General features: G+C 64.6%; 8 protein-coding genes. 5 read left to right on the plus strand and 3 right to left on the minus strand.

Annotated features, from left to right (window positions below):
* The first annotated feature begins 166 nt into the window (after positions 1–166).
* The 5 genes from CK226_RS19060 to CK226_RS19080 are packed head-to-tail and all read left to right on the plus strand — an operon-like array spanning position 167 to position 6,976.
* On the plus strand, positions 167–4,696 hold the full coding sequence (locus tag CK226_RS19060) for a YadA-like family protein (RefSeq protein ID WP_095792713.1): 4,530 nt from the start codon (positions 167–169) through the stop codon (positions 4,694–4,696).
* Positions 4,697–4,703: 7 nt separating this feature from the next.
* Positions 4,704–5,264, plus strand: a complete 561-nt coding sequence (locus CK226_RS19065; RefSeq protein ID WP_095786920.1) for an invasion associated locus B family protein — start codon at positions 4,704–4,706, stop codon at positions 5,262–5,264.
* A 13-nt stretch (positions 5,265–5,277) separates the two neighbouring features.
* Entirely contained in the window at positions 5,278–5,946 is a 669-nt protein-coding gene (locus CK226_RS19070) for a hypothetical protein (RefSeq protein ID WP_095792714.1), read from the plus strand.
* 35 nt (positions 5,947–5,981) lie between these two features.
* Complete coding sequence (locus CK226_RS19075; RefSeq protein WP_044548288.1) at positions 5,982–6,443, plus strand: DUF4189 domain-containing protein; 462 nt, start codon at positions 5,982–5,984, stop codon at positions 6,441–6,443.
* Positions 6,428–6,976, plus strand: a complete 549-nt coding sequence (locus CK226_RS19080) for an invasion associated locus B family protein (RefSeq protein WP_095792715.1) — start codon at positions 6,428–6,430, stop codon at positions 6,974–6,976. Before CK226_RS19075 ends, CK226_RS19080 begins: the two co-directional genes overlap by 16 nt.
* A gap of 37 nt (positions 6,977–7,013) precedes the next feature.
* On the opposite strand, the gene CK226_RS19085 is transcribed toward CK226_RS19080, so the two are convergent.
* The 3 genes from CK226_RS19085 to CK226_RS19095 all read right to left on the minus strand — a co-directional run.
* Positions 7,014–8,345, minus strand: coding sequence for an HlyD family type I secretion periplasmic adaptor subunit (locus tag CK226_RS19085; RefSeq protein ID WP_179301080.1), 1,332 nt, complete (start codon positions 8,343–8,345; stop codon positions 7,014–7,016).
* A 13-nt stretch (positions 8,346–8,358) separates the two neighbouring features.
* Positions 8,359–10,188, minus strand: a complete 1,830-nt coding sequence (locus tag CK226_RS19090) for a type I secretion system permease/ATPase (RefSeq protein ID WP_245318113.1) — start codon at positions 10,186–10,188, stop codon at positions 8,359–8,361.
* Between the two features lie 78 nt (positions 10,189–10,266).
* Positions 10,267–12,005 (minus strand): DUF5801 repeats-in-toxin domain-containing protein (locus CK226_RS19095; RefSeq protein WP_245437782.1); only part of this gene is annotated, 1,739 nt, incomplete at its 5' end.

The raw sequence follows: 12,005 nt of genomic DNA on the forward strand, positions 1-12,005 counted from the left end.
ATTAAAGCTCTAACTAAAGTAACTATCCGTTAACTCCCGTGAAGTTGCCGCGATTTTTTCTGGCAAAACAGCAATTTCGTGAAATACGGCAAACCAGAATCATGGCTTTCTGCGAGTGCTGGAATTTGTCAGACATTTGTCGACCGCTGGCGAACGGAGAGGGACCATGACCGACAATCGCATTTCGAGTGGCTCGTTTGTTCAGCATCGCACGGCGCATTTCGCCAGGCATTGGATTGCGGGGGCCGAGCACGGCTCCCGCTCGGTTCGCCGCCGCCTGATGGCGGTGCTGCGCATGGCGCACCGCGTGCTCGGCATGCGGCGCAACGGATCTGGACTCGGCATGCTCGGCATCGGCAAGATGTTGGCGGCGGCGCTGGGTGCCATCGCATTGGGCAGCATCGCCACGCCGGCATCAGCACAGGTTTTCGGCGGCGGCGGCACGGCGAACGGGGTACGCGGTATCGCGTTTGGATCCGGAGCCGTGCAAAACGGAGCCGACTCGATAGCCGAGGGCACCAATGCCAGCGCCGGCAGCCAGAATGCCGTGGCGATTGGCTTCGGAACGATCGCCTCCGCGATAAATTCCATTTATCTTGGCTCGCGCACCGCCCCCGGGACAGGTGTCACCGCCCAGAGCGCTATCGGCATCGGTACGGATGTCACCGCTTCGCAGGCCGATGCCATCGCGGTCGGACGGTCATCCCTTGCGTCGGCACAATATTCGGTGGCTCTCGGCCTAAACGCGAAAGCCACGGGCACCGGCGGCGCGATGGCGCTGGGCCAGGGCACGATCTCAAGCGGCGTCAACTCGGTCGCGCTCGGTGTTCAGGCCCAAGCCCTCGGGGCTGGCGCCAACGCCTTGGGCACCTTCTCCGTTGCTTCGGGTGGGAACTCCACTGCCCTCGGCACCAGTTCCACGGCCAGCAACAATTATGCGACAGCCGCAGGCTGGGGATCCGTCGCCAGCGGCGCCAATTCCACTGCCGTAGGACGCCAGGCCGCTGCCAGCGGCATAAACGCCTCCTCCTTCGGAACCGGATCGAATGCGATAGGCGACAATTCTCTTGCTGCCGGCGTCAGCGCCAACGCCAGCGGAGTTGGCAGTACCGCACTTGGTATCGGCACCTCTGCCGGCGGCGCCAGTTCGGCGGCCGTCGGCTTCCAGGCCCAGGCCGCCGGCACCAATGCCGCCGCCATCGGTCCCCAGGCAAATGCATCGGCATCAAACTCGGCAGCCTTCGGCAACGTCGCCACGGCTTCGGGCAATTTCGCGCTGGCCTTGGGCAATTCGGCCGTCTCGAGCGGGGTCGGCTCCGTCGCGGCTGGTTCTGGAGCCCAGGCCACGGACGTCTCGACAACGGCGCTCGGTAACAACGCCGCGGCGACCGCCGCAAATGCCAGCGCGCTGGGGTTGGGCGCTACGGCTAGTGGAACGTACTCCACTTCGCTTGGTTCCACCTCCAAAGCCACCGGCGCCCGTGCGTTCGCAGGCGGCCGTTCGTCCACTGCCGGCGGTGACGATTCCATCGCCATCGGCACGACGGCCGTCTCGACAGGGGCAAGCTCGACAGCACTTGGAGCGGGCGCGGTGGCACAGGACGTAAACGCGGTCGCCATGGGCACCGCCGCCAGCGCGATCACCGCCGATTCCGTCGCCATCGGCACGGGCGCGGTGGCTGACGGCGGCAAGGCGGTCGCCATCGGTTACGGCAACGAAGCCTATGGCGACGGTGCGGTCGCCATCGGCGATCCGAGCTACGCCAGCGGCACCGGCGCCTTCACCGGCGGCGCCAACAATATCGCCAACAGCGACGGCACGGCGAGTGCCTCCGCGGCCAATATGGCGGCGGGTGCCGTCGCCATCGGCAACAACAACAAGGCTATCGGGCAAGGCTCCGTGGCGCTGGGCAACGGCTCGACGGCGGGTGCCGCCGGCCTCGCCGGCAATGTCGCGCTGGGCGACGGTGCCACCGCGGCGGCAAGCTCCGGCGACGTGGCGCTCGGCTCCGGTTCGGTGACCACGGCGGCGGTCGGCACGCCCAATGCAGTGATCAACGGCACGACCTATGCCTTCCAGGGCACGAATCCGACCTCGACGGTCAGCATCGGCGCGGTCGGTGCGGAACGCACGCTCACCAATCTGGCGGCGGGGCGGATCAGCGGCTCCTCGACCGATGCGGTGAACGGCTCGCAGCTCTTCGCCACCAACCAGGCGGTCGACGCCATCGGCACGACGCTCAACAACATCAATGTCGGCGGCGGCATCAAGTATTTCCATGCCAATTCGGCCCTGCCGGATTCCCAGGCCCTTGGAACCAATTCCGTCGCTGTCGGACCCAACGCCGTGGCCAACAATGCCGGCGATGTGGCGATCGGCCTGAATTCCACGTCAGGAGCAACGACCAATGTCGGCGGAGCGACGATCGGCGGCGTGAACTACACCTTCGCCGGCGGCACGCCGGCGGGCGCCTTCTCGGTCGGGTCGGCTGGCGCCGAGCGCCAGATCCAGAACGTCGCGGCCGGACAGTTGAACGGCGGCTCGACCGATGCGGTCAACGGCTCGCAGCTCTTCGCCACCAACCAGCAGGTCACGCAGAACACGACCGATATCGCCAATATCGGCAGTGGCGTCACCAATCTCGGCAACACGATCAACAACATCGCCGGCGACACCTCGACCGCCTATACCGACGCCAACGGCATAGGCATCCGCTATGCCCGCACCAACGAGGCCGGACTGGCGCAAACCGATTCCTTCGCGCAAGGGGTCGGCTCCACCGCCGTCGGCTACCAAGCGACCGCGACCGGTGTCAGCGGGCTGGCGCTCGGCCGCGACACACTGGCCAGCATCGACGGCAGCGTGGCGCTTGGTTCGGGTTCCGTATCCGACCGGGCCGTGGCGCCCGCCACCGGCCAGATCGCGGCCGGCCCATCCAACTTCATCCAGTACAACACCACCGACAAGACGCTGCTCGGCGCCGTGTCGGTCGGCACCACCTCGGCGTACCGGCAGATCACCAACGTCGCCGACGGCACGCAGGATCAGGACGCGGTGACGGTGCGCCAGCTCGCCGGCGCCATCGCCGCCGTATCGGTCACCTCGACCAAGTACTTCCATGCCAATTCGACGGCGGGCGACTCGCTGGCAGTCGGCGCGGAATCGGTCGCGGTCGGCCCGACCACGGTCGTCAACGGCGATAACGGCATCGGCATCGGCAACGGCGCCATCGTCGACCAGATCGCGCCCGGCGGAACGGCCATCGGCCAGAATGCCCATGTGATGCTGGCCGACGGGCTGGCGCTCGGTACCAATTCGACCGCGGCCGGCGTCCAGTCGGTGGCGCTCGGCGCGGGCGCCAACAGCACCTTCGCCAACAGCGTGGCGCTTGGAGCGCAATCCGTCACCACGGTCGGCGCGCAGGCGAACTACACGGCCTATGCGCTGTCGGGCTCACAGGCCTCGGCCGGCGAAGTGTCGATCGGCGGCGCCGGAGCCGAACGCAAGCTCACCAATGTCGCGGCGGGCTCGGCCAACACCGATGCCGTCAACGTCTCGCAGCTTAAGGGCGTGTCGCAAAACATCAGCAACCTGTTCGGCGGCGGCACCACGGTCAATCCCGACGGTTCGATCACCGGCCCGACCTATACCATCCAGGGCAACAATTATTCGACCGTCTATGACGGGTTCACGGCCGTCAACAATGCGCTGACCAACATCAGCAATGGCGGCGGCATCAAGTATTTCCACGCCAATTCGACGCTGGCCGACTCCACCGCCAGCGGCACCGACAGCGTGGCGATCGGGCCGGCCAGCGTGGCCAGCGGCACCAACAGCCTTGCCGCCGGCAATGGCTCGACAGCCACGGGCCAGGGCGCGGTGGCGCTCGGCCAGGGCGCCAAGGCCAACAACGCCAATGACGTGGCGCTGGGTTCGGGCTCGGTGACGCAGGCCGCGGTCGGCACCTCCAGCACCGTCATCAACGGCAAGACCTATGCCTTCGCCGGCACCACCCCGACCGGGACCGTCAGCGTCGGCGACGCCGGCGCCGAGCGCACGATCACCAATGTCGCCGCCGGACGGGTCAACGCCGGCAGCACCGACGCGATAAACGGCTCGCAGCTTTACGCCACCAACACGGCGGTCGAGGATTTGAAATCGGGCCTCGGATCGCTCACCCAGAATGCCGTCACCTATGACACCAATCCGGACGGCAGCAAGAAGAACAGCATCACGCTGCAGGGCGGCGACGTCAACGCGCCGGTGGTCATCTCCAATGTCGGCCCCGGTGTTGCCGGCACCGATGCGGTCAACGTCACCCAGATGAACAACCGCGTCGATTACGCCATCAACACGTCCAACAGCTACACCGACAAGGTGGCCGCCACGACCTTGCAGCAGGCCAACAACTATACCGACCAGAAGCTCAGCCAGCTCAATACCGACATCGACGGCATACGCGACGAAGCCCGCCAGGCGGCGGCGATCGGCCTTGCCGCGGCCTCGCTGCGCTACGATGACCGGCCCGGCAAGCTGAGCGTCGCGGCGGGCGGCGGCTTCTGGCGGGATTCGAGCGCCCTGGCCTTCGGTGCGGGCTACACCAGCGAGGACGGCCGCATCCGCGGCAACGTGTCGGGCACGGCCGCCGGCGGTCATGTCGGCGTAGGCGCCGGCATCAGCTTCACCTTGAACTGAGGCAGGAATGAAAGGACTTGCCGTACTGACTTGCCTGGTGCTCTGCGGCGGCCTCGCGCCGGCCGCGGGGCAGGTGGCGTCGCCCTACAGGATCAAGCCTTCGGATGTGGTGCTGCCGCCCGACGTGAAACTGGGAACCTATCAGCGGACGATCCGTCCCTTCGAAAACTGGACGCTGATCTGCGACGAGAACCTCAAAGCCCGCAAGAAGGTCTGCAATGTCTCGCAGGTGATCGAGGATACCTCGGGCAAGATGGCCTTCAGCTGGTCGCTTGCCGCCACGCAGGACGGCAAGCCCTACATGATCGTTCGCACCGCGCCGAACGCCAGGAGCGACGGCCTGGTCTCACTGAAGTTCGACGGGCGGGACCAGGCGATCGACGTCCACCTGAACGGCTGCAATGAAGTGGTCTGCGTCGGCATGCTGCCGGTCGGCCCCGTCATGCGCCAGCAGATCTCGCAGAATGCGACGCCGGCGATTTCCTATCCGACCGTCGACGGCAAGACGATCACGGTGACCGCAGCAACTCTCAAGGGGCTGACGGCAGCCCTTTCGCCACTCAAATGACCGGGGCAGCACAATGAGCCAGCAGGACCAGTTCATGTCCGCAAAACGCAGCAGCCCGGCCGTCGAGGCGGATCGGCAGCGGCTCGTCGAACCGACGCGGCGGCGATGGCCGCGCGTCGTCGGATTTTCATTGTTGGGGCTCGCCGTGGCCGGCCTTGGCTTCGCCGCCGGGAACTATGCCGCGATCGCCAATCTGGTCGGCAGCGCGACGGCCGCACAGGCTGAGACAGCCAACCCGGCGCTTCCGGACACGCCTTTCCTCGAGCATGTCAAGCAGGCCGGGGTGCAGGCCTGTTCTACCATCTATCCGGTGCTCGGGCAGATCTTGACGACAGGCACCAAATACAGCGTCAAATCCTTGTGGAACGACCAGGCCGCCGACAAGCATGCGGTCCAGGCCTTCGTCGGCATGGATTATGCGACGGAACGCTATAGCGGACCTGCCGCGGGCGTCGTTTTCGCATCGCCCACCGCTTCGGGTTGCGAAGGGACGATGGTGCGGGTGGCGCCGTTCGCCAGCCCGTGCGCCGATCTCCCGTCCATTCTTCCGCAAGGCAGCAAGATCACCGACCATCTCGGGCAGGTCGAGGTTTACGAGCTCGGCGGCAATGCGGGTGAGGCCCTTCTCTTGCCGACAGGCAAAAGCTGCGTGGTGATCTCCGTCGCTTCAGCGGCGAAGTAGGTAAAGCGACAGGATGAAGGAAAGGGGTGCCGACCATGAGATTACGGGCTTTGGCAGTTTTGGGCTTGACCTTGTTGTGGAGCGGACACGTCGTCTCGGCCGACCTGGTGGCACCTTCGGAACCGCAGCAGGAGGAAAAAGGCATCTGGGCGGCCATCGCCTATTCGCAGTCCGACAGCAAATACGGCTTCTTCTGGGGCGCCGACAAGCGGCAGGAGGCGAAGGACATCGCGCAGAAATATTGCGAGAACGCCGGTGGCAAGGCCTGCAACGTCGTCTCCGTCTTCCGCAACCATCGCCATTGGACCGATGACGACGAGACCGGCTTTCCCTACAAGCACTGCGGCGCGCTCGCCATGGCCGACAAGGTCGAGAACCGTTTCACGCCCTGGGGCGTGAACTCGGCCGAGACCCGCCGGGAGGCCGAAGACCTTGCCTTGCAGGCCTGCGAGGCGTCAGGGGCCAAATGCAAGATTCGCGAATGGGTCTGCACATGAAGCGTGGCCTCAAGGCCGCCTGCGCATACGGGGCAATCGCATTCTCATTGATGTCGCCAGCGTCGGCTCAACAAAAGGCCGCGGCTGCTCAAGATGGACCGTCATCGTTGCGCGAAGTCTATGAGGATTGGAGCGTGGCTTGCTCTGTCCAGGAGAATGCGAGGGTCTGCTCGCTTTCGCAGGACCAGGTCCAGAAGAATGGCCAAAGGCTGCTTGCCATGGAGATACAGAGGCGCGCGGACGGGTCGACGACGGCCACCCTGCTTCTGCCCTTCGGCATCCTGCTCGATCCGGGCGTGACGCCCCAGATCGACGATCAGCCGCCATTGTCCCCGCAACGCTTCAGGACCTGCCTGCCGACAGGCTGCATCGCGGTGTTTTCCATTGACCGATCCGTGCTCGGAAAGCTGAGGGTAGGCGAGGTGCTGAAGCTCAATGTCACGACAGATGCGGACACGCCACTGACATTCCCGGTGTCGCTGCACGGCCTGACCGCGGCGCTCGACCGCATGGTCGCGTTGAGCGCACGGTAGGGACAAGGACCTGCGATGCAGCTTGGGCCGCCTCTGACTATTTTTCCCGCATCGCCCGGCGGAAGTTCTGCGTGATCGGCTCGGCAAGGTAGGAAAGCACTGTGCGGGCGCCCGTCCGGATCATCGCCTCACTCGACATGCCGGGCAGCAGCTTGCGACCCTCCAGCTTGGCGAGTTCGTTTCTGTCGATCAACACGGTCGCGGCGAAATAGGGTGCGCCGCTGCGCTCCTCCACCATGCGGTCGGCCGACACGATCTCCACGACGCCGTCGAGCGGCGGCAGATTGTAGCGGGCGAAGGCCGGGAAGCTGACGTGCGCGGGCTGTCCGGGAGCGATCGTCTCGACATCCTCCGGTTTGACCATGGCCTCGACCACGAGTTGTTGTCCGAGCGGTACGATCGTCATCAACGTCTCACCGGGTTTCACGACGCCACCAGCCGTGTGGACCTTCAGGTCCATGACGATGCCGTCGACCGGGGCGACGACATCGGTACGGGCAAGCACGTCCCTGGCGGAACGTTCCTCCTGTCTAAGATCGAACAATTCCGCTTCGACCTTGCTCAACTCGTCGACGGCCTCGTTCAGCCGCACTGTGCCGAGGTTCAAGATTTGCATGTCGATCTCGGCCATGGCACTTCTGGCGCGGGCGATCGCGGCGATGTTGGTGGCGCGATCCCCCTCGATCTCCTGTTGTTGGCGCCTGAGCAAAAGGTTCCGTTCGCGCGTGGTCAGCCCCTTCGCGAGCAGGGTCTCGAGATCTTTGGTTTCACCCTCGATCGCGTCGATCTGCCTGTCCTTGGTGACGATAAGCTGCTGCAGTCCTGTTATCTCTTCCGCGGTCTGGCGACGGCGCTGATTGAGAATTTCCTGCTCGTCCGTCAAGTTGTGATGCTTGGCCGCGAACACGTCACGCTGCGCGGCAACCGCGTCCTTCGCGGCGGTGGCGGGATTTGCGAGCAACGCCGGGTCAAACGCGATCTCGTCCTTGCCGTCGCGCTCGGCCCTGAGGCGCGCGGCCAGCGCCTCGCGCGTGGCTATCCGGTTCTGGATCAGGTCGAGCTGCGCCTTTGCCTGGGTGTCGTCGAGCCGGACGAGGACCTTGCCCGCCTTGACGATATCACCGTTGGCGGCGTTCAACTCCGCGATGATGCCGCCCTCGAGGTGCTGGATGAGCTTGCGGTCGCCGGCGACCTTGACAACGCCCGGGGCCACCGCGGCGCTGTCCAACGGCGCCAGGGCCGCCCAGCCCCCGGCCACGCCGAAGAACAGGAACAGGATGGCGAAGCCGGTGTACGTCACGCCCGTAAGACGCAGGGGGACCGGTTCCAGCAGGGAGGGAGGCGGAACGGGTAACGGCACGACGTTCATAGCTGTTCTCATTTCATGCCTGGTTCGCCACGACAGCCGTGCTCATTGCGTTCTGACGCGACGTACGCTTGGAAGAGGGCCGTGGCCCGTTGTCGACGCCGACTACGGCGGTGGAGATTTCCGGCGCCGGATTTGAGGGTATCTGAGTTACCTGGCGGACGCGCGCGGCGAGTTCGTTGAAGACATGGTCGCGTGAACCGAAGAGGTCTTGTTGGCCCCGGTTGAGAACCAATATCTTGTCGACCTTGTCCATCATGTTCGCCCGGTGCGCGATCAGGATAATGGTCGTGCCCGCCGCCTTGACCGCGCCGAGGGCGGCGATCAAGGCGTCCTCACCCTCGCGGTCGAGGTTGGAATTGGGCTCGTCCAGGATGATGAGTGCCGGGTCACCATAGAGCGCCCGCGCAAGCCCGATGCGTTGGCGCTGGCCACCCGACAGCACCGCTCCGGCTTCGCCGATCTCGGTGGCGTAACCCTTCGGCAGTCCTTTGATCAGTTCGTGGACACCCGCCAGCTGCGCGGCCTTGACCACGTTGTTGAAGACCGCTGGGGTGGTAGTCGCGAAGCGGCAGATGTTTTCGGAGATAGTGCCGGCGAAGAGTTCGATGTCCTGTGGCAAGTAACCGACATAATGACCACGGTCCTCCGATGCCCATTCGGCGACGCTCATGCCGTCCAGCAATGCGCGACCGCCTGATGGGCGCCAGGCGCCGGCCAGTATCCGCGCCAAGCTTGTTTTGCCGGCCCCGCTCGGGCCGATCAACGCCATGGCTTCGCCCGGATTGAGCCGGAAGCTGATCCCTTTTAGTATGTGCTCGCCACCCGGCCGGGCCAGCACGAGGTTCTCGGCCTCGAACCTGCCTTTCGGACGTGGCAGCGGCAGAACCGGTGTTGCTTCCCGGTGCTCTCCGGCAACCGCGGTGAGACGCCGGTAAGCAGCACGCGCTCCGACCGTCGCCTTCCATGTGCCAATCGCTTGCTCGACCGGGGAGAGCGCGCGCCCCATCAGGATCGAGGCTGAGATCATGATGCCGGGCGAAGCCTCGTTGCGAAGCACCAGATAGGCGCCAAGGCCCAGTATGGCCATTTGCAGGGCCAGCCGGTGGCAACGCGCGATGGCCGCGATGACGCCGCCACGGTTGGCGGCTAGAACCTGTCCCTTGTTTGCCTCGTCCTGCTGCGCCTTCCAGCCCTCCAGCAGTGGCTTCAGCATGCCCATCGCCTGCACGACCTCGGCGTTGCGGATCGCCGCCTCGGCCTGCACATAGGCCCGCGACTGTGCGTTCGCAGCCTCGGTCAAGGGCTTGCGTGTGAGGTATTCGTTGAGCACCGCCAGGGCAAACAGGACGATCCCGCCACACAGCGCCAACCAGCCCAGCCAAGGGTGCATGACGAATATGGCGGCGAAGAATAGCGGCGCCCAGGGCGCGTCAAGGATCGGGAAGATGCTTGGGCTGGTGAAGAAATTCCGCACTTGATCCAGGTCGCGCAGGGGACGTGCGTTGGCATGACCGGGCGCCGAGGCGGCATATTCCACCGATGCGGTCAGGAGAACCGGTGCCAATCGCGCGTTCATCCACGATCCGACGGTGGCCAGCAGACGCCCGCGCACCACCTCCAGCCCCGCCATTGTCGCGAGTGCGCCTGCCGCCATCAGCGACAGCATCACCAGCGTCTCCAAGCTGTGGCTGGACAACACGCGATGGTAGACCTGGAGCATATAAAGCGCCCCGGTCAGCATCAGTACGTTGATGCCCCCGCTGAACCAGATAAGCGGCCGGATGGCGCGTCTGGCCTCTTTCATCACCACCTGCAAGGCAGGGGGCTGTTGTCTGTTTTTCATCATCGGGATGACATCTCCGTGCAACGGATTGCGGGAGGCGCAACGGGGGCAGCCATGGCTGCCCCCGTTGGTTACGCGTCAGGCGACATCAACAAGGATGTGCTGCGGCGTCGTCTGGTCCAAGTCCGCGTCCGCCACCTGGAAGGCGAAGTCGAGATGGGCATCCGGCGTCGTGGTCTGCGTCGAGGTGAAGCCGATGTCCGTGATCTTCAGCACATCGTTGTCGGTGGGGTCCCAGTTCTGTAGGGCGAAGGTTGTGCTACCACCACCGGAGCCGGTCGCCCGCTGCAGGTCGATCGCCGTCGGTGTCTCCTGAAGGCCGGCTAAGTTCGGGTTGCTATCGGGGCCGGTGAGACCGTTACCAGACTGCATGATCTGGACACCCTGAAGTACCCAGTTCTCGCCTGCACCGTTGTAGTCATTCCTCTCGACGATAACGAGACCGTCGTTGTTGTCGAGCGGGAAGTCGGCAGCGTAGGCGGTAGGCACCTGCCCTGTCTTGAAGATGTCGGCGTTTGAGACGTACATCGCCTTCGTGGTAAACGTGTCGGCGGCGGTGCCTGTGCCACCCGCGACCCCGTCGGTACCGAAATTGACGAGGTTGAGGATCAGCATCAAGTCCTCGCTGTTGCCGATACCGTCGAACTTGATTGCCATATCGTTGGCCGTCTGGTTCGGGACGCTATTGGCGCCGTCGTCGGTGATGATGCCGGGGCTGTGGTCGAAGAACCGCAACGTCAGCAACTCACCCTTCTGGATCGTGTCACCGGCAACCCCGTTCGTGGCTTGGGTTGCAGAAACCCAATCCTCGAAGTTGCTGCTGATCTGTTGGCCGGCATTGAAGATGGTGTCGTTAACACCGCCGACAACCGGATTGCCGTCACCCGTCGCGTTGAACCCGAAGGGGTTCCCGTTGGGATTCGAGTTACCGGTGAACTGCACGAAGAAGTCCCGGTCGGTCTGATCGCTCGTGGTGCTAGCGTCGAAAAGCTTCTCCACCACGATGTTTGGGTGACCGACGTTGCTCACCGGCTCCTTGGACAAGAGCTCAGAGGTGTGCAGGATGTCCTTGGTGAAGCCCTCGACCGTGTCGTTCAATGTGATGGTGTAGGTGTCGGCAACCTTGTTGAAGACAAGGGTGCCACCCGCTGTGGCAGTCTGGTTGCCGGCCGTGTTCGGGTCACTATCGTACGAGATTTGCCAGTTGAACGACGCCGAGGTGTCGCTTTCCGACTGAAGCGTCGCGAACGAGCTAAGGAACGGGGTCGTCCCTGGCGTCGGCACAAGGCCGGTGAGGTTACCTGTAAGCCCGATCTGGATACCATCAAGGGCTCCGTTGGCATCGACGAAGTCAGAGTGCGTGGCGTCGTAGAACGAGGCCGGGTGGCTGTCCGTGCCGATGTCGTACCCGAAGGCTCCGGTAGCCGACGCGTTGAGCGTGTTGGCCAGAGCCTCGTGGGTCCCGGTGCCGTTGCCGGTGTTCTGGTCGCCGTCAAACGGCACCGTGATCGTCGGGCCATCGTCCCTGATCTGCACCTTGTCGCCGATGGCGATATTGGTGCTGCTGGTATCGCCGTCGCCGTCCGTGGCAGTGATGATCGCCAGCAAGGCGCCGTCGAGCATCGTCTTCACATCGTCGGGGTTGGTCGTATCCGGATGGGCGATCGCGACATATTGCGCGATGCTGAGGATGCCGGCCTGGCTGATGGAGATGGCGATGGCGACGGGATCGCCAGTCGTGCTGCCGTCGTTGCCGACGTCAACCCGGCCGACCACAAGGCCGCCCTCGACATTGAGCAGGATATTGTGCCCGGCGA

Origin of the sequence: Mesorhizobium sp. WSM4311 (assembly GCF_002295115.1) — a bacterium.
Classification (GTDB): Bacteria; Pseudomonadota; Alphaproteobacteria; order Rhizobiales; family Rhizobiaceae; genus Mesorhizobium.

Excerpts from the sequence above, each read along its gene's own strand:
- CK226_RS19065 (WP_095786920.1), top strand. The coding sequence starts at position 4,704 with ATGAAAGGACTTGCCGTACTGACTTGCCTGGTGCTCTGCGGCGGCCTC.
- CK226_RS19090 (WP_245318113.1), bottom strand. The coding sequence starts at position 10,188 with ATGAAAAACAGACAACAGCCCCCTGCCTTGCAGGTGGTGATGAAAGAG.
- CK226_RS19075 (WP_044548288.1), top strand. The coding sequence starts at position 5,982 with ATGAGATTACGGGCTTTGGCAGTTTTGGGCTTGACCTTGTTGTGGAGC.
- CK226_RS19085 (WP_179301080.1), bottom strand. The coding sequence starts at position 8,345 with ATGAACGTCGTGCCGTTACCCGTTCCGCCTCCCTCCCTGCTGGAACCG.
- CK226_RS19060 (WP_095792713.1), top strand. The coding sequence starts at position 167 with ATGACCGACAATCGCATTTCGAGTGGCTCGTTTGTTCAGCATCGCACG.
- CK226_RS19080 (WP_095792715.1), top strand. The coding sequence starts at position 6,428 with ATGGGTCTGCACATGAAGCGTGGCCTCAAGGCCGCCTGCGCATACGGG.
- CK226_RS19070 (WP_095792714.1), top strand. The coding sequence starts at position 5,278 with ATGAGCCAGCAGGACCAGTTCATGTCCGCAAAACGCAGCAGCCCGGCC.